At 33.5% G+C, this 22,876-nt stretch carries 19 protein-coding genes; all 19 read left to right on the top strand.

The window, feature by feature from the left end; translation table 11 throughout:
• Positions 1-106: 106 nt before the first annotated feature.
• The 19 genes from rpsB (at position 107) to pnp (ending at position 22,828) form a co-directional block, all read left to right on the top strand.
• Positions 107-895: a 30S ribosomal protein S2 gene (rpsB, locus tag LPC11_RS07700; RefSeq protein ID WP_002466032.1), complete on the top strand. Its 789-nt coding sequence runs from the start codon at positions 107-109 to the stop codon at positions 893-895.
• A 151-nt stretch (positions 896-1,046) separates the two neighbouring features.
• A complete protein-coding gene (tsf, locus tag LPC11_RS07695) occupies positions 1,047-1,925 on the top strand; it encodes a translation elongation factor Ts (protein WP_002450555.1) in 879 nt (292 codons plus the stop codon).
• Positions 1,926-2,065: 140 nt separating this feature from the next.
• On the top strand, positions 2,066-2,788 hold the full coding sequence (gene pyrH, locus LPC11_RS07690) for a UMP kinase (RefSeq protein WP_002450554.1): 723 nt from the start codon (positions 2,066-2,068) through the stop codon (positions 2,786-2,788).
• A 15-nt stretch (positions 2,789-2,803) separates the two neighbouring features.
• Positions 2,804-3,358, top strand: a complete 555-nt coding sequence (gene frr / locus LPC11_RS07685; RefSeq protein ID WP_002450553.1) for a ribosome recycling factor — start codon at positions 2,804-2,806, stop codon at positions 3,356-3,358.
• Between the two features lie 232 nt (positions 3,359-3,590).
• On the top strand, positions 3,591-4,361 hold the full coding sequence (locus tag LPC11_RS07680) for an undecaprenyl pyrophosphate synthase (protein ID WP_023375185.1): 771 nt from the start codon (positions 3,591-3,593) through the stop codon (positions 4,359-4,361).
• Positions 4,362-4,364: 3 nt separating this feature from the next.
• On the top strand, positions 4,365-5,147 hold the full coding sequence (locus LPC11_RS07675) for a phosphatidate cytidylyltransferase (protein ID WP_023375186.1): 783 nt from the start codon (positions 4,365-4,367) through the stop codon (positions 5,145-5,147).
• Positions 5,148-5,388: 241 nt separating this feature from the next.
• Positions 5,389-6,675 carry an RIP metalloprotease RseP gene (gene rseP / locus LPC11_RS07670; protein ID WP_041613966.1) on the top strand — a complete coding sequence of 429 codons (1,287 nt, stop codon included), beginning with the start codon at positions 5,389-5,391 and terminating at the stop codon, positions 6,673-6,675.
• Between the two features lie 19 nt (positions 6,676-6,694).
• Positions 6,695-8,398, top strand: coding sequence for a proline--tRNA ligase (locus tag LPC11_RS07665; RefSeq protein ID WP_023375187.1), 1,704 nt, complete (start codon positions 6,695-6,697; stop codon positions 8,396-8,398).
• A 266-nt stretch (positions 8,399-8,664) separates the two neighbouring features.
• Positions 8,665-12,975 (top strand): PolC-type DNA polymerase III, encoded by a 4,311-nt coding sequence (locus LPC11_RS07660; RefSeq protein WP_114599407.1) that lies wholly within the window; start codon positions 8,665-8,667, stop codon positions 12,973-12,975.
• A 180-nt stretch (positions 12,976-13,155) separates the two neighbouring features.
• Positions 13,156-13,623, top strand: a complete 468-nt coding sequence (gene rimP / locus LPC11_RS07655) for a ribosome maturation factor RimP (protein WP_023375189.1) — start codon at positions 13,156-13,158, stop codon at positions 13,621-13,623.
• Between the two features lie 20 nt (positions 13,624-13,643).
• Positions 13,644-14,876, top strand: coding sequence for a transcription termination factor NusA (gene nusA, locus LPC11_RS07650; RefSeq protein WP_023375190.1), 1,233 nt, complete (start codon positions 13,644-13,646; stop codon positions 14,874-14,876).
• 19 nt (positions 14,877-14,895) lie between these two features.
• Complete coding sequence (gene rnpM, locus LPC11_RS07645; RefSeq protein WP_023375191.1) at positions 14,896-15,183, top strand: RNase P modulator RnpM; 288 nt, start codon at positions 14,896-14,898, stop codon at positions 15,181-15,183.
• Entirely contained in the window at positions 15,180-15,497 is a 318-nt protein-coding gene (locus LPC11_RS07640) for a L7Ae/L30e/S12e/Gadd45 family ribosomal protein (protein ID WP_002450544.1), read from the top strand. Before rnpM ends, LPC11_RS07640 begins: the two co-directional genes overlap by 4 nt.
• Positions 15,498-15,501: 4 nt before the next feature.
• Positions 15,502-17,667 (top strand): translation initiation factor IF-2, encoded by a 2,166-nt coding sequence (gene infB / locus LPC11_RS07635; protein ID WP_023375192.1) that lies wholly within the window; start codon positions 15,502-15,504, stop codon positions 17,665-17,667.
• 138 nt (positions 17,668-17,805) lie between these two features.
• Positions 17,806-18,156, top strand: a complete 351-nt coding sequence (rbfA, locus tag LPC11_RS07630; protein WP_023375193.1) for a 30S ribosome-binding factor RbfA — start codon at positions 17,806-17,808, stop codon at positions 18,154-18,156.
• Between the two features lie 152 nt (positions 18,157-18,308).
• Positions 18,309-19,226: a tRNA pseudouridine(55) synthase TruB gene (truB, locus tag LPC11_RS07625; RefSeq protein ID WP_023375194.1), complete on the top strand. Its 918-nt coding sequence runs from the start codon at positions 18,309-18,311 to the stop codon at positions 19,224-19,226.
• Positions 19,227-19,238: 12 nt separating this feature from the next.
• The gene (ribF, locus tag LPC11_RS07620) at positions 19,239-20,210 is read left to right on the top strand and encodes a riboflavin biosynthesis protein RibF (RefSeq protein ID WP_002466033.1); all 972 of its coding nucleotides are present in this window, start codon (positions 19,239-19,241) and stop codon (positions 20,208-20,210) included.
• A gap of 113 nt (positions 20,211-20,323) precedes the next feature.
• Positions 20,324-20,593, top strand: coding sequence for a 30S ribosomal protein S15 (gene rpsO / locus LPC11_RS07615; RefSeq protein ID WP_002450539.1), 270 nt, complete (start codon positions 20,324-20,326; stop codon positions 20,591-20,593).
• 135 nt (positions 20,594-20,728) lie between these two features.
• The gene (pnp, locus tag LPC11_RS07610) at positions 20,729-22,828 is read left to right on the top strand and encodes a polyribonucleotide nucleotidyltransferase (protein ID WP_107566230.1); all 2,100 of its coding nucleotides are present in this window, start codon (positions 20,729-20,731) and stop codon (positions 22,826-22,828) included.
• The last annotated feature ends 48 nt before the right edge of the window (positions 22,829-22,876 follow it).

The raw sequence follows: 22,876 nt of genomic DNA, 5'->3' as shown, positions 1-22,876 counted from the left end.
AAGCCAATACGCACATAATAAATGTAAATATAGAGGGTGCAATATTTAATTATTGTCTTTATATGAGTTTGTTATGGAGGTAATTAACCAATAGGAGGAATTTATAATGGCAGTTATATCAATGAAACAATTGTTAGAAGCTGGTGTTCACTTCGGCCACCAAACACGTCGTTGGAACCCAAAAATGAAAAAATATATCTTCACTGAGAGAAATGGTATTTATATCATTGACTTACAAAAAACAGTGAAAAAAGTTGAAGAAGCATACAACTTCATCAAACAAGTATCAGAAGATGGCGGTAAAGTCTTATTCGTAGGTACTAAAAAACAAGCACAAGATTCAGTTAAAGCTGAAGCAGAACGTGCTGGTCAATTCTACGTTAACCAAAGATGGTTAGGTGGAATCTTAACTAACTATAAAACAATCTCAAAACGAATCAAACGTATTTCTGAAATTGAAAAAATGGAAGAAGACGGCTTATTCGAAGTATTACCTAAAAAAGAAGTTGTTGAACTTAAAAAAGAATACGACCGTTTAATTAAATTCTTAGGCGGTATTCGTGATATGAAAACTATGCCTCAAGCATTATTCGTAGTTGATCCTCGTAAAGAGCGCAACGCAATTGCTGAAGCACGTAAATTAAATATTCCAATCGTGGGTATTGTTGACACTAACTGTGACCCAGACGAAATTGATTATGTAATCCCAGCAAACGACGATGCTATCCGTGCCGTTAAATTATTAACTGGTAAAATGGCAGACGCTGTTTTAGAAGGTCAACAAGGTGTATCAAACGAAGAAGTAGCTGCAGAACAAAACATCAATTTAGATGAAAAAGAAGAATCTGACAAAGCAGAAACAACTGAAGAAAACACTTCTGTTGAATCAAACTAAGTTATAGTTTAAATGGGTGATAAGATACTAATGCTTATCACCTTTTTTTAAAAAATAAATTAAAAGTATAGAGTATTGGAAATTTTACTAGGAATAATGGTAAAATTTAAATATATCTGTAACAGAATTATATATACTGGAGGAATAATTAATGGCAATTTCAGCTAAACTTGTTAAAGAATTACGTGAAAAAACTGGCGCTGGCATGATGGATTGTAAAAAAGCGCTAACTGAAACTGATGGTGATATGGACAAAGCTATCGATTACTTACGTGAAAAAGGTATTGCTAAAGCAGCTAAAAAAGCTGACCGTATCGCAGCAGAAGGTCTTGTACATGTTGAAATTAATGGTAACGAAGCAGCTATCGTTGAAATCAACTCAGAAACAGACTTCGTTGCTCGTAACGAAGGTTTCCAAAACTTAGTAAAAGAAATTGCTAACCAAGTACTTGCTACTAAAGCAGAATCAGTTGAAGCATTAATGGAAACTAAATTCGAAGACGGTAAAACTGTTGACGAAAAAATGAAAGAAGCTATCTCAACAATCGGTGAAAAACTAAGCATCCGCCGTTTTGCAGTTAGAACTAAATCTGACAATGATGCTTTCGGTGCTTACTTACACATGGGTGGACGTATCGGTGTGTTAACTGTAATTGAAGGTACTACTGATGAAGCAGCTGCTAAAGATGTAGCTATGCACATTGCTGCTATCAACCCTAAATATGTTTCATCTGACCAAGTAAGTGAAGATGAAATCAATCATGAAAGAGAAGTACTTAAACAACAAGCATTAAATGAAGGTAAACCAGAAAACATCGTTGAAAAAATGGTTGAAGGTCGTTTACGTAAATATTTACAAGAAATTTGTGCTGTTGACCAAAACTTCGTTAAAAACCCAGATGAAACAGTTGAAGCTTTCTTAAAATCTAAAGGTGGTAAACTTGTTGACTTCGTAAGATATGAAGTAGGCGAAGGTATGGAAAAACGCGAAGAAAACTTTGCTGATGAAGTTAAAGGACAAATGAAATAATAAGTCATATTGTTAACAAGAAAGAAGACACCTGAAAGGTTTTCTCGGATTAAAAGCATTTGTTTTTAATTTAGAGAAGACGTCCGTGTCTTCTTTACTTATATACTTTTACATATTTCTACTATAGAGAGGATAAGAAAATGGCTCAAACTTCTAAATATAAACGTGTAGTCTTGAAACTTAGTGGTGAAGCACTTGCTGGCGACAAAGGATTTGGCATTAATCCAATGATTATCAAAAGTGTTGCTAAACAAGTAGCAGAAGTAGCAAAAATGGATTGCGAAATTGCTGTTATTGTTGGTGGCGGTAACATTTGGAGAGGTAAAACAGGAAGCGATTTAGGAATGGATCGTGGAACTGCTGACTATATGGGAATGTTAGCTACTGTTATGAATGCACTTGCATTACAAGATAGCCTTGAACAATTAGAATGTGATACGCGTGTACTAACTTCAATTGAAATGAAACAAGTTGCTGAACCATACATTCGTCGTCGTGCCATTCGTCATTTAGAGAAAAAACGTGTTGTGATCTTTGCAGCAGGTATTGGTAACCCTTACTTCTCTACTGATACAACAGCAGCATTAAGAGCGGCTGAAGTAGAAGCAGACGTTATATTAATGGGTAAAAATAATGTTGATGGTGTTTACTCTGCAGATCCTAAAGTAGATAAAGATGCAGTTAAATATGAACATTTAACACATATTCAAATGCTTCAAGAAGGCTTACAAGTTATGGACTCAACAGCTTCTTCATTCTGTATGGATAATAATATCCCATTAAATGTGTTCTCTATTATGGAAGAGGGTAATATTAAACGAGCTGTAATGGGCGAAAAAATTGGTACATTAATTACAAAATAATATGAGGTGTAAAAAATGAGTGACATTATTAAAGATACTAGAGCAAGAATGCAAAAATCTATCGATAATTTATCTAAAGAATTAGCTAATATCAGTGCAGGTAGAGCAAATTCTAATTTATTAAATGGTGTAAATGTTGATTATTATGGTGCGCCAACACCAGTACAACAATTAGCAAGTATTAATGTTCCAGAAGCAAGATTACTTGTTATTTCTCCTTACGATAAATCTTCAGTGGCTGATATAGAGAAAGCAATTAATGCGGCTAACCTTGGTGTTAACCCTACTAGTGATGGAGAAGTAATTCGTATTTCTGTACCTGCATTAACAGAAGAGCGTCGTAAAGAATTAGTTAAAGACGTTAAAAAAATTGGAGAAGATGCTAAAGTTTCAATTAGAAACATTCGTCGTGACGTTAACGATCAACTTAAAAAAGATGAAAAGAATGGCGACATTACTGAAGATGATTTAAGAAGTCAAACAGACGACGTTCAAAAAGCAACGGATAATTCAATTAAAGAGATTGATCAATTAGTTGATGACAAAGAAAAAGACATTATGTCAGTATAATCTTCTGACAAATTGAAAATAGTATTAACTTTTTGTAGATTGCACTTATATAGTGTTAATGTAAGACAAAATGATGCAATATTCATTCTAGTCTAAACTGTACCAAGTAAGACTTTGGTACAGTTTTTTTATTTGCTTATTCAATGCTATAAATGAGTATGATAAAATGGTAGATGATTGTTTAAACAACCTATACAATAATACAGAGATGATCAGGCTCGGAGGAAAGACCATGTTTAAAAAGCTTAGAAATAATAACAAGAGTGAAAGTAATCAATTTAATGATTTAGATTTACATAATATACCTGAACATGTTGCAATTATCATGGATGGTAATGGCCGTTGGGCTAAACAACGTAAAATGCCTCGTATCAAAGGACATTATGAAGGTATGCAAACAATCAAGAAGGTCACACGAGAAGCCAGTGATATCGGTATTAAATATCTTACCTTATACGCTTTCTCCACTGAAAATTGGTCTAGACCTGAAAGTGAAGTAAACTATATTATGAATTTACCAGTTAACTTTTTAAAAACATTTCTACCAGAATTGATAGAGAAGAATGTTAAAGTTGAAACAATTGGTTTTCAAAAAGGGTTACCGACATCAACAATCGAAGCTATTGATCATGCCAAAGAAAAAACGAAAAATAATACAGGATTAAGATTAATTTTTGCAATCAATTATGGTGGGCGTGCTGAAATCGTTCAAAGTTTTAAAACGATTGTAGATGAACTGCAACATAAAGGATTGAGTAGTGAAGATATTAACGAAGCGTTAATTAATCAACACTTGATGACTAAGAATTATCCTGATCCAGAGTTATTAATCAGAACTTCTGGTGAGCAACGAATAAGCAACTTTTTAATTTGGCAAGTTTCATATAGTGAATTCATATTTAATGAAAAATTATGGCCAGACTTTGATGGTGACGAATTGAAAAATTGTTTAAAAATTTACCAATCACGCCAAAGACGTTTTGGAGGATTGAGTGAGGAGTAAAGTATGAAAGTAAGAACATTGACAGCGATTATTGCTTTATTAATTTTCTTGCCTATCCTTTTAAAGGGTGGATTAGTACTAATGCTTTTTGCTTATTTATTAGCATTAATTGCATTAAAAGAACTTTTAAATATGAATATGATTAAATTTATTTCAATTCCCGGGATAATAAGTGCAATCGGTTTAATTATTATTATGCTACCCCAAGATGCCGGAAATTGGGTACAAGTTATACAGTTGAAAAGTTTAGTCGCAATGAGTTTTATAGTACTCAGTTATACTGTTTTATCGAAAAATAGATTTAGTTTTATGGATGCAGCATTTTGTTTAATGAGCGTTGCATATGTCGGAATTGGTTTTATGTACTTTTATGAAACACGTTCAGAAGGATTACACTACATTTTATATGCATTCCTAATTGTTTGGTTAACAGATACTGGCGCATACATTTTTGGCCGTTTAATGGGGAAACATAAATTATGGCCGGTTATAAGCCCAAACAAAACGATTGAAGGATTTATTGGTGGTATTTTCTGTAGTTTACTTGTACCACTAGTTATGCAATTTTTTGTAGATTTTAATTTAAATGTGTGGTTATTGTTAATTGTAACAATTATCTTAAGTATGTTTGGACAATTAGGTGATTTGGTAGAGTCCGGATTTAAACGTCATTTTGGTGTAAAAGATTCTGGAAGAATTTTACCAGGACATGGTGGTATATTAGATAGATTTGATAGTTTCATGTTTGTGTTACCATTGTTAAACATTCTTTTAATTCAAATTTAATATCATAAAGCATTTTTTTATAAATAAAATGTTATAATGGGGGAGTTATTGAGATGCTCATAGCATTTCTTAACTCCTTTTCATAACTTATACATAATTTTTACAAGTATAAAAATATAGCGTACTTAATTAGCCAAATTAATATGCTAATTGAGTCAAACGTAATATAATGTCTTATATTATCTTTTTTTAAATTAATCGAGAGAAATTATAAATATTACTTAAAATAGAGGTGTAGCGAGTGAGCTCATTAATAACAATATTAGCGTTCATCATCGTTTTTGGTGTTCTTGTAACTGTACATGAATATGGACATATGTTTTTTGCTAAGAGAGCAGGCATTATGTGTCCAGAATTTGCCATCGGTATGGGACCGAAAATCTTTAGTTTTAGAAAAGATGAAACGTTATATACAATTCGTATTTTGCCAGTAGGTGGATATGTTCGTATGGCAGGCGATGGTCTTGAAGAGCCACCTGTTGAACCAGGTATGAACGTTAAAATTAAATTAAATGATAAAGATCAAATCACACATATCATTTTAGATGATCAACATAAATTCCAACAAATTGAAGCTATTGAAGTTAAAAAATGTGATTTTAAAGACGATTTATATATTGAAGGTATTACATCTTATGATGAAGAGCGTCACCATTTTAATATTGCTGAGAAAGCATATTTTGTTGAAAATGGTAGCTTAATTCAAATAGCACCAAGAGAACGTCAATTCACACATAAGAAACCATTACCCAAATTTTTAACATTATTTGCAGGACCGTTATTTAACTTTATTCTAGCCATTGTTTTGTTTATCGGACTAGCATATTATCATGGTACACCTACAACTACTGTAGGTGATTTAGCTAAAGGTTACCCTGCTGAAAAAGCAGGCTTGAAAGCAGGCGATAAAATTGAACAAATTGGTAACCACAAAGTCAAAGACTATAATGATATTTCAAATATTTTAGATAAAAATAAATCGGCAAAAACAACTGTTAAAGTTGAACGAGATGGTAAGATGAAATCAATCGATATCGAACCTAAGAAAACTGAAATCAAACAAACAAAGAATAAAACTGAGACAGTTTATCAAATTGGATTTAAACCGAAAACAGAACATACGATATTTAAGCCGCTTGTCGCTGGTGTTGAACAGTTCTTTAAAGCAGGTACGCTAATATTTACTGCAGTCGTTGGTATGATTGCGAGTATCTTTACTGGTGGTTTTTCATTTGACATGTTGAATGGGCCAGTAGGTATTTATCATAATGTGGATTCTGTAGTTAAATCAGGTATTATTAACTTGATCACATATACGGCCTTATTAAGTGTTAACTTAGGTATTATGAATTTATTACCAATTCCAGCATTAGACGGTGGAAGAATTTTATTTGTGATTTACGAAGCAATATTTAGAAAACCTATTAATAAAAAGGCAGAAACAGGTATTATTGCAATCGGTGCAATCTTTGTAATTATAATTATGATTCTAGTAACATGGAACGATATTCAAAGATATTTCTTATAAATAGGGAGGCAATGTAACTATGAAACAATCTAAAGTTTTTATACCAACTATGAGAGAAGTGCCAGCAGAAGCTGAAGCTTTAAGTCATCGTTTATTATTGAAAGCAGGCTTAATTAAACAAAGTACAAGTGGGATATATAGCTACTTACCATTAGCTACACGTGTTCTTAATAATATTTCTAAGATTATTCGTGAAGAAATGGAAAAAGTAGATGCGGTTGAAATATTAATGCCGGCGCTTCAACAAGCTGAATTATGGGAAGAATCAGGTCGTTGGGGTGCATATGGTCCAGAATTAATGCGTTTAAAAGACCGTAACGGCCGTGAATTTGCATTAGGACCAACCCATGAAGAAGTGGTGACATCACTTGTTAGAGATGAGTTAAAGTCATATAAACGTTTACCCCTAACGTTATTCCAAATCCAATCTAAATTTAGAGACGAACAACGTCCTCGTTTTGGGCTACTTCGTGGTAGAGAATTCATCATGAAAGATGCTTATTCTTTCCATGCTGATGAAGCATCATTAGATGAAACGTATCAAGATATGTATAACGCGTATGATCGTATCTTTAAACGAGTAGGCATCAATGCACGTCCTGTTGTAGCAGATTCAGGTGCAATAGGTGGTAACCATACACATGAATTTATGGCATTAAGTGAAATTGGCGAAGACACGATCGTTTATAGTAATGAAAGTGATTATGCTGCAAACATTGAAAAAGCAGAAGTTGTTTATACAGCTAACCCTAAAAATACTGAAGTTGCTGAATTAAAAAAAGTAGAAACGCCTAATATTAAAACAGCTGAAGAAGTAGCTAAATACTTACAACGTCCGTTAGATGAAATTGTGAAAACAATGATTTTCAAAGTTGATGGCGAATTCATCATGGTACTTGTAAGAGGTCATCATGAATTAAATGACGTGAAATTAAAAGCTTATTTTGGCACAGACCAAATTGAAATGGCAAGCCAAGATGAGATTGTTAATATTGTGGGAGCACATCCAGGTTCATTAGGTCCTATTCATGATAAGGATATAAAAATCTATGCTGACAATTTTGTTCAAGACTTAAATAATTTTGTGATTGGTGCAAATGAAGATGGATACCATTTAGAAAATGCACAATTAGATCGTGATTTTAAAGTGGACGAGTTTGGAGACTTTAGATTTATTTTAGAAGGCGAACCATTAAGTGATGGTTCTGGAAATGCGCAATTCGCTGAAGGAATTGAGGTTGGACAAGTATTTAAACTTGGAACTAAATATTCTGAAACAATGAATGCGACATTCTTAGATAATCAAGGTAAAGCACAACCACTTATCATGGGTTGTTATGGTATTGGTGTGTCTCGAACATTAAGTGCTATAGTAGAACAGCACCATGATGATAATGGTATTATTTGGCCTAAATCGGTTACACCTTTTGATTTACATTTAATTACAATTAATCCTAAAAAAGAGGACCAACGTGAGTTAGGCAACCAATTATATGATCAGTTAATGAATAACTATGATGTATTATATGATGATCGCCAAGAACGTGCGGGTGTTAAATTTAACGATGCGGATTTAATAGGTTTACCAATACGAGTTGTTGTTGGTAAACGTGCTGAAGAAGGTATTGTAGAAGTTAAACAACGTTTAACAGGTGAAAGTGAAGAGATTCATATTGACGATTTAGAAAATTATATTAAAGATTTATATTTAACTTTAAACTAAATATGAGCATTTGACCTTATAGGTTTCATGTATTGGGAGTGCGATGATGGATTCAATAGGAATTCATATCCACTCCTTATTTTTCGTAAAAGTATTTAATTCATATCGATGAAATCTATACCAATTAAGCGTATAATAAAATATAAATTTGCTTTGAACTTCAAATGATTCATCAGTATAATTTGTATGATTGATTTCATAATTCCAAATTACTAGTTCAAATAATGTTAATGAAGTATATATTTAAGGTGGTTTTCACATTGGCAATGACAAATCAGGAAAAATTTAAAGTACTTGCTGATCAAATAAAAATTTCTAATCAATTAGATTCAGAAATATTAGAGCAAGGTGAACTAACTAGAATTGATGTCTCAAGTAAAAATAGAACATGGGAATTTCATATTACATTGCCATATTTCTTATCTCATGAAGATTATTTACTTTTTAATCATGCGATTGTGGAAGAATTTAAAGAAATAGCCGATGTAAGTTGTCATTTCACGATTGAAAACACTGATAATCAAGATGAACAGGCAATAAAATATTTTGCACATTGTATCGATCAAACTGCCTTATCTCCTAAAGTAAAAGGGCAGTTGAAACAAAAGCGCTTGATTATGTCAGGTAATGTTCTAAAAGTAATGGTTTCTAATGATATTGAACGAAACCACTTTGATAAAGCATGTAATGGTAGTTTAGTAGCTGCTTTTAAAAAATGTGGATTTAAAATTGATAAAGTAGTATTTGAAACAGATAATACTAACCATGATGAAGATTTAGCATCTTTAGAAGCACATATACAAGAAGAAGATGAACAAAGTGCGCGTGAAGCTACTGAAAAACTTGAAAAAATGAAAGCCGAAAAAGCAAAACAACAAGATAATAACGAAAGCGATGTAGATAAATGTCAAATCGGTAAACCAATTCAAGTTGAAAATTTACGATCTATAGAATCAATTATAGAAGAAGAATTTAAAGTAGCTATTGAAGGTGTTATTTTTGATATTAATTTAAAAGAATTGAAAAGTGGACGTCATATCGTAGAATTAAAAGTGACGGATTATACAGATTCATTAGTGTTGAAAATGTTTACTCGTAAAAATAAAAATGATTTAGATCATTTTAAAGCCTTAAGTGTAGGAAAGTGGGTTCGTGCACAAGGTCGTATTGAAGAAGATACTTTTGTTAGAGATTTAGTTATGATGATGTCTGATATTGAAGAAATTAAAAAATCACCTAAAAAAGATAAAGCTGAGGATAAAAGGGTTGAATTCCATTTACATACATCAATGAGCCAAATGGATGGTATACCTAATGTTGGTGGTTATGTAGCACAAGCAGCTGAATGGGGGCATCAAGCGATTGCTGTTACAGATCATAATGTTGTTCAAGCATTTCCTGATGCTCATGCTGCCGCTGAAAAACACGGTATCAAGATGATATATGGTATGGAAGGTATGTTAGTGGATGATGGTGTACCTATCGCTTACAAACCTACAGATCGCGATTTAAAAGATGCTACATATGTTGTTTTTGACGTAGAAACGACTGGTTTATCAAATCAATATGACAAAATTATCGAATTAGCAGCTGTCAAAGTACATAATGGTGAAATCATAGATAAGTTTGAAAGATTTAGTAATCCTCATGAGAAATTATCAGAAACAATTATTAATTTAACGCATATTACTGATGATATGTTAACTGATGCTCCTGAAATAGAAGATGTTCTTACAGATTTTAAAGAATGGGTAGGAGATGCCATATTCGTGGCGCATAACGCGTCATTCGATATGGGGTTCATTGATACAGGCTATGAACGCCTTGGATTCGGTCCTTCGACAAACGGTGTAATTGATACATTAGAATTATCTCGTACTATAAACACAGAGTATGGTAAGCACGGATTGAATTTCCTTGCTAAAAAATATGGTGTCGACTTAACACAACATCATAGAGCGATATATGACACTGAAGCTACTGCGTACATTTTTATCAAAATGGTTCAACAGATGAAAGAACTTGGGGTAACTAATCATATAGATATTAATCAAAAATTATCTAATGAAGATGCATATAAACGTGCTAGACCATCACACGTCACTTTAATAGTTCAAAATCAACAAGGTTTAAAAAATCTATTCAAAATCGTGAGTGAATCTTTAGTAACGTATTATTATAGAACACCTAGAATACCAAGATCATTATTAAATGAGTATAGAGAAGGTCTGCTTGTCGGAACAGCATGCGATGAAGGTGAACTATTTACAGCTGTCATGCAACGAGATCAATCAGAAGTAGAAAAAATAGCGAAGTATTATGACTTTATTGAGGTACAACCTCCTGCGCTTTACCAAGATCTTATTGATCGTGAACTTATTAGAGATACAGAAACACTTCATGAGATTTATCACCGTTTAATCGAAGCAGGAAAAAGTGCTAATATTCCAGTTATTGCAACGGGTAATGCACATTATTTATATGAGCATGATGCTATTGCTCGTAAAATTTTAATTGCTTCTCAACCAGGGAATCCATTGAATCGTTCGACTTTACCAGAAGCACATTTTAGAACAACTGATGAAATGTTGGATGAACTGCATTTCTTAGGTGAAGAAAAGGCTTATGAGTTAGTTGTAACAAATACTAATGCCTTAGCAGACCGAATTGAACGTGTCGTACCAATTAAAGATAAATTATATACACCACGAATGGATGGCGCGAATGAAGAAATTAGAGAATTAAGTTATAGCAATGCTAAAAAGTTGTATGGTGAGGATTTACCTCAAATTGTTATTGATCGTCTAGAGAAAGAATTAGATAGTATTATAGGGAACGGTTTCTCTGTTATATATCTTATTTCACAACGTTTGGTTAAAAAATCTTTAGATGATGGTTACTTAGTAGGTTCACGTGGTTCTGTAGGATCAAGCTTTGTAGCGACTATGACAGAAATCACTGAAGTTAACCCACTTCCACCACATTATATTTGTACGCACTGTAAAACGAGTGAATTTTTCGACGATGGTTCTGTTGGTTCGGGATTCGATTTACCTGATAAAAAATGTCCTGAATGTGGCAATGAACTGATCAAAGAGGGCCAAGACATTCCTTTCGAAACGTTCTTAGGATTTAAAGGAGATAAAGTACCAGATATCGACTTAAACTTCAGTGGTGAGTATCAACCTAATGCGCATAACTATACAAAAGTATTATTCGGTGAAGATAAAGTATTCCGTGCAGGAACAATTGGTACAGTTGCCGAAAAAACTGCATTTGGATTTGTTAAAGGTTATCTTAATGACCAAGGTATTCATAAACGTGGTGCAGAAGTGGATCGTTTAGTTAAGGGTTGTACAGGTGTTAAACGTACAACTGGGCAACACCCTGGTGGTATTATCGTCGTACCAGATTACATGGACATTTATGATTTTACACCTATACAATATCCTGCAGATGATCAAAGTTCTGCTTGGATGACCACACATTTTGATTTCCATTCTATCCATGATAATGTCTTAAAACTCGATATACTTGGACACGATGATCCAACTATGATACGTATGCTACAAGATTTATCCGGCATTGATCCTAAAACGATTCCTGTCGACGATAAAGAAACGATGAAAATATTTAGTAGTCCAGAAAGCTTAGGTGTGACTGAAGAAGATATATTATGTAAAACAGGAACATTTGGTGTACCAGAGTTCGGTACAGGATTTGTAAGACAAATGCTTGAAGATACTAAGCCAACAACGTTCTCTGAATTAGTACAAATTTCTGGGCTTTCACATGGTACAGATGTTTGGTTAGGTAACGCACAAGAATTAATACGTGCAGGCATTTGTGATTTGTCATCCGTTATCGGTTGTCGTGATGATATCATGGTATATCTGATGTATGCAGGATTAGAACCATCAATGGCCTTCAAAACAATGGAGTTCGTACGTAAGGGACGTGGTTTAACGGATGAAATGGTTGAAGCTATGAAAGAAAATGATGTACCTGATTGGTACTTAGATTCTTGTCGTAAAATTAAATACATGTTTCCTAAAGCCCATGCGGCAGCATATGTGTTAATGGCAGTACGTATCGCATACTTTAAGGTACATCACCCTCTATATTATTATGCGTCTTACTTTACAGTTAGAGCTTCTGATTTTGATTTAATTACTATGATTAAAGATAAAACAGGTATAAAAAATACTGTAAAAGATATGTACTCTCGCTATATGGATTTAGGTAAAAAAGAAAAAGATGTATTAACTGTATTAGAAATAATGAATGAGATGGCACATCGAGGCTATCGTATGCAACCGATTAGTTTAGAAAAAAGCCAAGCGTTTGATTTCATTATTGAAGGTGACTCATTGATTCCACCATTTATAGCAGTACCAGGACTTGGTGAAAATGTTGCTAAAAGAATTGTTGAAGCAAGAGAAGAAGGACCATTTTTATCTAAAGAAGATTTAAATAAAAAAGCAGGTTTATCACAAAAAGTCATTGAATACTTAGATGATTTAGGTTCATTACCAGGATTACCTGACAAAGCGCAATTATCTATTTTTGACATGTAATGTAAAAACAAATAAGTTATTTATTTTTTATGTAAATATAGTTAAATTCCCATTTGTTAGGGAGTGATTTGTTTACTAGCATAACTTGTGGTATACTTAAAGTGCTTAAAAAATTAGTAACTCAGGCAAAAGAGTGGGCATATACCCGCTCTTTTCTATTTGCCTAAAAGGGAGGCCTGTATGAGTAAAATAGCTGAACAAGTTGAACCTATTATTCAACCCGTATTAGATGAGCTTAACTTTGAACTAGTTGAAATTGAGTATGTTAAAGAAGGTAAAGATCATTTTTTAAGAATTTCAATAGACAAAGAAGGTGGCGTTGATCTTAATGATTGTACGTTAGCCTCAGAAAAAATAAGCGAAGCTATGGATGCAAATGATCCAATACCTGAAATGTATTACTTAGATGTAGCATCACCAGGTGCAGAAAGACCTATCAAGAATGAGAAAGCGCTTAAAGATGCAGTATCACATCCCATTTTTATTTCACTTTATGTACCAATAGAAAATGAAAAAGAATGGTTAGGTATTTTAAAAGAAGTCAAAGAGGATATTATATTAATAGAAGTCAAAGAGAAATCTAAAACAAAAACGATAGAGATACCACGCAATAAAATTGCAAAAGCACGTCACGCAGTAATGCTATAACGTGGTGAGGAGGAAGAGCCGTGTCAAGTAATGAATTATTATTAGCTACTGAATATTTAGAAAAGGAAAAGAAAATTCCAAGAGAAGTATTAATTGATGCCATTGAAGCAGCTTTAATTACTGCTTACAAGAAAAATTATGATAGTGCCAGAAATGTAAGGGTAGAACTTAATATGGATGAAGGTACTTTCAAAGTAATTGCGAGAAAAGAAGTTGTCGAAGAAGTATTCGACGATAGAGAAGAAGTTGATATTAGTACTGCACTAGTTAAAAATCCAGCATATGAAATTGGTGACATATATGAAGAAGATGTGACACCACAAGATTTCGGACGTGTTGGCGCTCAAGCAGCTAAACAAGCAGTTATGCAACGTTTAAGAGATGCGGAAAGAGAAATTCTTTATGATGAATTTATCGATAAAGAAGAAGATATTTTAACTGGTGTGATTGACCGTGTAGACCATAGATATGTTTATGTAAATTTAGGTCGTATTGAAGCAGTATTATCTGAAGCTGAGAGAAGTCCTAATGAAAGCTATATTCCAAACGAAAGAATTAAAGTCTTCGTTAATAAAGTTGAACAAACTACAAAAGGACCTCAAATTTATGTTTCAAGAAGTCATCCGGGTCTTTTAAAACGATTATTTGAACAAGAAGTACCTGAAATCTTTGATGGTACCGTTATCGTTAAATCAGTAGCACGTGAAGCAGGCGATCGTTCTAAAATCAGTGTTTACTCTGAAAACCCTGAAATCGATGCAGTAGGTGCATGTGTGGGTTCAAAAGGTGCTCGAGTTGAAGCAGTAGTAGAAGAACTTGGTGGAGAAAAGATTGATATTGTTCAATGGAACGAAGATCCTAAAGTGTTTGTAAGAAATGCTTTAAGTCCATCACAAGTGTTAGAGGTTATCGTAGATGAAGAAAATCAATCAACAGTAGTGGTTGTTCCAGATTATCAATTATCGTTAGCCATTGGTAAACGTGGCCAAAACGCACGTTTAGCTGCTAAATTAACAGGTTGGAAAATTGATATTAAATCTGAAAGTGATGCACGCGAAGCAGGCATTTATCCTGTTATTGAATCAGAAGAAATCGCTGATGAAGTTGTCAATTCAGGTGATGAGGATATAGAATTTGATGATGTGAATTTAGAAGAATCAAATTTAACTACTGCAGAATTAGCAGCAGAAACTGATGAATCGTTAGAAGAAACGGATGAAGTAACTACTGAAGATAAAGATACAGAAAAATAGGTTGGAGTGATGATTGAACATGAAAAAGAAAAAAATTCCAATGCGTAAATGTATCATATCTAATGAAATGCATCCTAAGAAAGATATGATTAGAGTTGTGATTAATAAAGAAGGCGACATATTTGCTGATGCTACTGGTAAAAAGCAAGGCCGTGGTGCCTATGTTTCAAAAGATGTTCAATTAGTAGAAAATGCACAACAAAAAGAGGTTTTAGAAAAATATTTTAAAGCTTCGAAAGAACAATTAGAGCCTGTATATAAAGAGGTTATTCGTTTAATTTATAGAGAAGAGATTCCAACAAAATGATTAATGAGAAGATATTTAATTTTTTAGGTCTTGCGATGAGAGCAGGTAAAGTGAAAACGGGTGAATCAGTTATTGTCAATGATATGCAAAAGGGCAATATTAAATTAGTTATATTAGCTAATGATGCTTCTCCAAACACTATGAAATTAATTAAGAATAAAACTTCGAGTTATAAAGTACCATTAAGGGTATTTGGAACTAGAGAAGAATTAGGGATAGCACTTGGTAAAGGCGAGAGAGTCAACGTTGGCATTACAGATCAAGGTTTTGCCAAAAAGTTGTTGTCTATGATAGATGAATATCGTGAGGAGTGATTATATGAGTAAACAAAGAATTTACGAATATGCGAAAGAATTAAATCTAAAGAGTAAAGAGATTATAGATGAATTAAAGAGTATGAACGTTGAAGTGTCGAACCATATGCAAGCTTTAGAAGATGACCAAATTAAAGCTTTAGACAAAAAGTTCAAACCAGGACAAAGTAACGAAACACAAAAGAATACTCAAAATAATCACAATAAATCTGAAAATAAGCAACAAAGTAACCAAAAACAAAATAATAATAAATCAAATAATCAAAACAAGCAGAATAATAACAACAAAGGTAAACAACAAAATAATCAAAACAACAATAACAATAAGAAAAATAATAAGAATAACAAAAACAACAAAAATAATAAAAAGAATAATCAAAAGCAAAGTTCTCCACAACAAGCAGAACCTAAAGAAATGCCATCTAAAATTACGTATCAAGAAGGCATCACAGTAGGAGAATTAGCAGATAAATTGAATGTTGAATCTTCAGGTATTGTTAAGAAATTATTCTTATTAGGTATTGTTGCCAATATTAACCAATCATTAGACCAAGAGACGCTTGAGTTAATTGCAGATGATTATGGTGTTGAAATTGAAGAAGAAGTCATTATCGAAGAAGAAGATTTATCTATTTACTTCGACGATGAAACTGAAGATCCAGATGCAATTGAACGTCCTGCAGTTGTTACTATTATGGGACATGTTGACCATGGTAAAACAACGTTATTAGATTCAATTCGTCATACTAAAGTTACTGCAGGCGAAGCGGGCGGTATCACACAACATATTGGTGCTTACCAAATCGAAAATGAAGGTAAAAAAATTACTTTCCTTGATACACCTGGACACGCAGCATTCACTACAATGCGTGCACGTGGTGCTCAAGTTACAGATATAACAATTCTTGTAGTAGCTGCCGACGATGGTGTTATGCCTCAAACAATTGAAGCGATTAATCATGCTAAAGAAGCGAATGTTCCTACAATTGTTGCAGTTAATAAAATAGATAAGCCAACAGCAAACCCTGACCGTGTAATGCAAGAATTAACAGAGTACGGTTTAATCCCAGAAGACTGGGGTGGCGATACTATTTTCGTACCACTATCAGCATTAAGTGGTGAAGGTATCGATAGTTTACTAGAAATGATTGGATTAGTTGCAGAAGTTCAAGAATTAAAAGCAAATCCTGAAAAACAAGCAGTAGGTACTGTGATTGAAGCTGAATTAGATAAATCAAGAGGTCCTGCAGCATCATTACTAGTACAAAATGGTACTTTACATCAAGGAGATTCAATTGTTGTAGGTAATACGTATGGTCGTATTCGTGCCATGGTAAATGACCTAGGACAACGTATTAAAACTGCTGGTCCATCAACACCAGTCGAAATTACAGGTATTAATGATGTACCACAAGCCGGAGATCGCTTTGTAGTATTTAAAGATGAAAAACAAGCACGTCGTATTGGTGAAGCACGTCATGAAGAAAGTGTTATTCAACAACGTCAAGAAAGTAAAAACGTTACCTTAGATAACTTGTTTGAACAAATGAAACAAGGTGAAATGAAAGACTTAAACGTTATTATTAAAGGTGACGTTCAAGGTTCTGTAGAAGCTTTAGCAGCATCATTAATGAAAATAGATGTAGAAGGTGTAAATGTACGTATTATTCATACTGCAGTAGGTGCAATTAACGAATCTGATGTTACTTTAGCCAACGCATCAAATGGTATTATCATCGGATTCAATGTACGTCCAGATGCAGGTGCTAAACGTGCAGCTGAAGCAGAAAACGTAGATATGCGTTTACACCGTGTTATCTATAACGTTATTGAAGAAATTGAATCAGCTATGAAAGGTCTACTTGACCCTGAATATGAAGAACAAGTGATTGGTCAAGCAGAAGTACGTCAAACATTCAAAGTATCTAAAGTTGGTACCATTGCAGGTAGTTATGTTACAGAAGGTAAAATTACTCGTAATGCAGGCGTACGTGTCATTCGTGATGGTATTGTTCAATTTGAAGGTGAATTAGATACCTTAAAACGTTTCAAAGACGATGCCAAAGAAGTAGCACAAGGTTATGAATGTGGTATTACGATTGAAAAATATAATGACCTAAAAGAAGGCGACATTATTGAAGCGTTCGAAATGGTTGAAATCAAAAGATAATCGTTAATTATACGAAAATGTTTGGAGGTTGAGACAGGCGAGATTTTTTAGAGCAGTTAACATAGTTCTAAAAGAGAATTGTCTTATGTCTCACCTCTTATTTAAACTGAACAATAATGAATAAGAGAGGTGACAATCATGAGTAATATGAGAGCAGAACGTGTTGGCGAGCAGATGAAGAAAGAAATCATGGATATCGTTAATAATAAAGTGAAAGATCCTCGAGTTGGTTTTATTACAATTACAGATGTTGAATTAACAAATGACTTATCTCAAGGTAAAGTATATTTAACAGTTCTAGGTAATCAAAAAGAAGTAGATGATACTTTTAAAGCATTGGATAAAGCTAAAGGATTTATAAAATCTGAACTTGGCTCACGTATGAGATTACGAATTATTCCAGAATTATCATTCGAATATGATGAATCAATAGAATATGGTAATAAAATCGAACGTATGATCCAAGATTTACACAAACAAGATAAATAATAATCATTTTATTTTAGCCTGGGAAAATGTTTCTCAGGCTATATACATATCAAAATCATTTAATATTAAAGTATGAACAATATCATCAATTTCATAGTTAAATGTTATAATAAATAAGTATATCAATTTTGAAAAATAAAAGGTGTGAAACCATGTATAACGGTATATTACCAGTATATAAAGACCGAGGATTAACCAGTCATGATGTGGTCTTTAAACTTAGAAAGATACTTAAAACTAAAAAAGTTGGTCATACGGGTACGTTGGATCCTGAAGTATCAGGCGTCTTACCTATATGTATTGGCTCAGCAACTCGTGTGAGCGATTATGTTATGGAAATGGGTAAATCCTATGAAGCAACTGTAACAATAGGCAGAAGTACAACTACAGAAGATCAGACAGGCGAAACAGTTGAATATCAAAAAATAGAAGAAAATGAACTAACTGACATTCAAGTTGATGATATTATTAAACGTTTTGAAGGTACTATAGAACAAATTCCACCAATGTACTCTTCTGTTAAAGTTAAAGGGAAAAGGTTATATGAGTATGCACGCAAAAATGAAACTGTAGAACGTCCAGTGAGAAAAGTAACGATTAAACATATTGCGCGTACATCACCTTTAAGATTCAAAGATGGCGAATGTCATTTTGATATTTCAGTAAATTGTGGTAAGGGAACATATATTAGAACATTAGCGACTGATATAGGTGCAAAATTAGGTTTGCCAGCACATATGTCGTTGTTAACACGTGTTCAATCAGGGGGATTTGACCTTAAACAAAGTCTGACTCTTGAGGATATACGTTCATTACATGAGCATGATGCATTACAAGATAAATTGTTTCCTATAGAATATGGTTTGAAAGGTTTACCGCAAATCAGTATAGATAATGAACAAATCAAACAACGTATTTTGAATGGTCAAAAGTTTTATAAAAAGCAATTTCAAAATATAACGAATGACCAATTTGTATTTGTTGATGATTCTACTCAAAAAGCAATGGCAATATACATTGTACATCCAGATAAACCAGATGAATTAAAACCTAAAAAAGTATTTAATTAAAGGAGATTTATTATGAAAGTGATAGAAATTACCCATCCAATTCAAGATGACCAACGAATAAATGAAAACGTTGCGATGGCATTTGGTTTCTTTGATGGTATGCATAAAGGGCATGATAAAGTTTTTCAAACATTAGATCAACAGGCGCAATCTCGTGGACTGAAGAAGGCTGTTATGACGTTTGACCCACATCCATCAGTAGTGTTAAATCCTGAACGTAAAAGAACGACTTACTTAACACCACTTTCAGACAAAATTGATATGATAGCTTCACATGATGTGGACTACTGTATCGTTATTAATTTCTCATCTAGGTTTGCAAATGTAACATCTGAAGAATTTATTGAAGAATATATTATTAAAAATAATGTCAAAGAAGTTATTGCTGGATTTGACTTTACGTTTGGTAAATTTGGTAAAGGTAATATGACCGTGTTAAATGAGGTTGATTCATTTAATACGACAATAGTGGGCAAACAAGAATTAGACGATGAAAAAATTTCTACTACAGCGATTAGAGACGCATTACAAAGCGGTGAACTGCAAAAAGCAAATGAGGAATTAGGTTACTTATATAAAATTAAAGGTACTGTTGTTCAAGGTGAAAAACGTGGACGAACAATTGGATTCCCAACTGCTAATGTTCATCCAAGTGATGATTATTTGTTACCAAAAAAGGGTGTTTATGCAGTAAGTATGGAAATTGGCACCGAACAAAAATTATATCGAGGCGTTGCAAACGTTGGTGTTAAACCAACTTTCCATGATCCAGCAAAAGCAGAAGTTGTCATTGAAGTTAATATTTTTGATTTCGATGAAAATATTTATGGCGAACGAGTAGTGGTTTACTGGCACCATTTCCTACGCCCTGAAATAAAATTTGATGGCATTGATCCATTAGTAGAGCAGATGAATGATGACAAAGCGCGTGCTAAATATTTATTATCTGTTGATTTTGGCGACGATGTATCATATAATATATAAAGTTGATTAAAACAAGACTGACTTGTTTAAGAGACAACCTTTTTCTTAGTAGGTCGAGACTCCGACGCCTAACTCGGATAAAGGAGTATACAAATTAAAGGAGGAAATTGACAATGGCAATTTCACAAGAACGTAAAAATGAATTAATTAAAGAATACCGCACTCACGAAACAGACACTGGTTCTCCAGAAGTACAAATCGCTGTTTTAACTGCAGAAATCTCTGCATTAAACGAGCATTTACGTGAGCACAAAAAAGATCACCATTCACGTCGTGGATTATTAAAAATGGTTGGTCGTCGTAGACACTTATTAAACTACTTACGTGGTAAAGATATTCAACGTTACCGTGAATTAATCAAATCTTTAGGTATCCGTCGTTAATCTTAATAATAAATTAGGAAAGCACCATTCGATTGGTACTTTCCTTTTTTTATTGTCTAACAAATAAGAACTAATATAAATTAAATGTAATAAATGATATGATATAGATAATAGAATTTAGAGAGGAGATTCATAATGTCTCAAGAGAAGAAAGTTTTTAAAACTGAGTGGGCTGGCAGATCATTAACAATTGAGACAGGACAATTAGCCAAACAAGCTAACGGTGCTGTTTTAGTACGTTATGGTGATACAGTTGTCTTATCAACTGCTACAGCTTCTAAGGAACCACGTGATGGTGACTTTTTCCCATTAACAGTTAATTATGAAGAAAAAATGTACGCTGCAGGTAAGATCCCTGGAGGATTTAAAAAAAGAGAAGGACGTCCAGGAGATGACGCAACATTAACTGCACGTTTAATAGATAGACCAATACGTCCATTGTTTCCTAAAGGTTATAAGCACGATGTTCAAATTATGAATATTGTTCTTAGTGCTGATCCTGATTGCTCACCCGAAATGGCCGCTATGATTGGTTCTTCAATGGCTTTAAGTGTGTCTGATATTCCATTCTTGGGGCCTATAGCAGGTGTGAATGTAGGATATGTAGATGGCAAGTATGTGATTAATCCGACTGTTGCTGAAAAAGAAGTATCACGTTTAGATTTAGAAGTAGCAGGCCATAAAGATGCAGTTAATATGGTTGAAGCAGGTGCGAGTGAAATTACAGAAAGTGAAATGCTTGAGGCAATCTTCTTTGGTCATGACGAAATTAAACGATTAGTCGCTTTCCAACAAGAAATCATTGATTATATTCAACCGGAAAAACAAGAATTTATTCCAGTTGAAAGAGATGAAGAACTTGTTGAAAAAGTTAAATCATTAACTGAAGCTAAAGGATTAAAAGATACAGTATTAACTTTTGATAAACAACAACGTGACATTAATTTAGACACATTAAAAGAAGATATTGTTGCTGAATTTATTGATGAAGAAGATCCTGATAATGAAGCGTTAATCAAAGAAGTATATGCTATTTTAAATGATTTAGTTAAAGAAGAAGTTAGACGTTTGATTGCAGACGAAAAAATACGTCCAGATGGTCGTAAACCTGATGAAATCCGTCCGTTAGAATCGGAAGTAGGACTTTTACCAAGAGCGCACGGCTCAGGCTTATTCACTCGTGGTCAAACACAAGCGTTATCTGTTTTAACATTAGGTGCCCTTGGAGATTATCAGTTAATTGATGGTCTTGGACCTGAAGAAGAAAAACGCTTCATGCATCACTATAATTTCCCTAACTTCTCTGTAGGTGAAACTGGACCTGTAAGAGCACCAGGTCGTCGTGAAATTGGTCACGGTGCCCTTGGTGAAAGAGCACTTAAATATATTATTCCGGATACATCGGACTTCCCTTATACTGTGCGAATTGTAAGTGAAGTATTAGAATCTAATGGTTCATCATCACAAGCTTCAATTTGTGGTTCAACATTAGCGCTAATGGATGCCGGTGTACCAATCAAAGCACCAGTTGCCGGAATTGCAATGGGATTAGTTACACGTGAAGATAGTTATACTATTTTAACTGATATCCAAGGTATGGAAGACGCACTAGGTGATATGGACTTTAAAGTAGCAGGTACTAAAGATGGTATTACTGCAATCCAAATGGATATAAAAATTGATGGTTTAACACGTGAAGTAATTGAAGAAGCTTTAGAACAAGCACGTCAAGGCCGTTTAGCGATTATGGATCATATGTTACAAACAATTGATCAACCAAGAAACGAATTAAGTGCCTATGCACCTAAAGTGGTTACTATGAATATTAAACCTGAAAAAATTAGAGACGTAATCGGACCTGGTGGTAAAAAAATCAATGAAATCATTGATGAAACAGGCGTTAAATTAGATATCGAACAAGATGGTCAAATATTCATTGGTGCTGTAGATCAAGAAATGATTGATCGCGCACGTGAAATTATTGAAGAAATCACTCGTGAAGCAGAAGTTGGTCAAGTATATAATGCTAAAGTTAAACGTATTGAAAAATATGGTGCCTTTGTAGAATTGTTCCCTGGAAAAGATGCGTTATTACACATCTCACAAATTTCAACTGAGCGTATTAATAAAGTTGAAGATGTATTAAAATTAGGTGATTCAATCGAAGTTAAAGTAACTGAAATTGATAAACAAGGCCGCGTTAATGCATCTCATAAAGCGATTAATGAAAAATAATTATATCTTACAAGATTGGAAACCAAATAAAGGTTTCCAATCTTTTTT

The organism is Staphylococcus sp. HL28 (assembly GCF_021117155.1).
Classification (GTDB): domain Bacteria; phylum Bacillota; class Bacilli; order Staphylococcales; family Staphylococcaceae; genus Staphylococcus; species Staphylococcus warneri.
The sequence above is the reverse complement of the archived record's forward strand: the minus strand, read 5'-3'. Positions and strand labels throughout refer to the sequence as shown.

Excerpts from the sequence above, each read along its gene's own strand:
- rpsB (WP_002466032.1), top strand. The coding sequence starts at position 107 with ATGGCAGTTATATCAATGAAACAATTGTTAGAAGCTGGTGTTCACTTC.
- tsf (WP_002450555.1), top strand. The coding sequence starts at position 1,047 with ATGGCAATTTCAGCTAAACTTGTTAAAGAATTACGTGAAAAAACTGGC.
- pyrH (WP_002450554.1), top strand. The coding sequence starts at position 2,066 with ATGGCTCAAACTTCTAAATATAAACGTGTAGTCTTGAAACTTAGTGGT.
- frr (WP_002450553.1), top strand. The coding sequence starts at position 2,804 with ATGAGTGACATTATTAAAGATACTAGAGCAAGAATGCAAAAATCTATC.
- LPC11_RS07680 (WP_023375185.1), top strand. The coding sequence starts at position 3,591 with ATGTTTAAAAAGCTTAGAAATAATAACAAGAGTGAAAGTAATCAATTT.
- LPC11_RS07675 (WP_023375186.1), top strand. The coding sequence starts at position 4,365 with ATGAAAGTAAGAACATTGACAGCGATTATTGCTTTATTAATTTTCTTG.
- LPC11_RS07665 (WP_023375187.1), top strand. The coding sequence starts at position 6,695 with ATGAAACAATCTAAAGTTTTTATACCAACTATGAGAGAAGTGCCAGCA.
- LPC11_RS07660 (WP_114599407.1), top strand. The coding sequence starts at position 8,665 with ATGACAAATCAGGAAAAATTTAAAGTACTTGCTGATCAAATAAAAATT.
- rimP (WP_023375189.1), top strand. The coding sequence starts at position 13,156 with ATGAGTAAAATAGCTGAACAAGTTGAACCTATTATTCAACCCGTATTA.
- rnpM (WP_023375191.1), top strand. The coding sequence starts at position 14,896 with ATGAAAAAGAAAAAAATTCCAATGCGTAAATGTATCATATCTAATGAA.
- LPC11_RS07640 (WP_002450544.1), top strand. The coding sequence starts at position 15,180 with ATGATTAATGAGAAGATATTTAATTTTTTAGGTCTTGCGATGAGAGCA.
- infB (WP_023375192.1), top strand. The coding sequence starts at position 15,502 with ATGAGTAAACAAAGAATTTACGAATATGCGAAAGAATTAAATCTAAAG.
- rbfA (WP_023375193.1), top strand. The coding sequence starts at position 17,806 with ATGAGTAATATGAGAGCAGAACGTGTTGGCGAGCAGATGAAGAAAGAA.
- truB (WP_023375194.1), top strand. The coding sequence starts at position 18,309 with ATGTATAACGGTATATTACCAGTATATAAAGACCGAGGATTAACCAGT.
- ribF (WP_002466033.1), top strand. The coding sequence starts at position 19,239 with ATGAAAGTGATAGAAATTACCCATCCAATTCAAGATGACCAACGAATA.
- rpsO (WP_002450539.1), top strand. The coding sequence starts at position 20,324 with ATGGCAATTTCACAAGAACGTAAAAATGAATTAATTAAAGAATACCGC.
- pnp (WP_107566230.1), top strand. The coding sequence starts at position 20,729 with ATGTCTCAAGAGAAGAAAGTTTTTAAAACTGAGTGGGCTGGCAGATCA.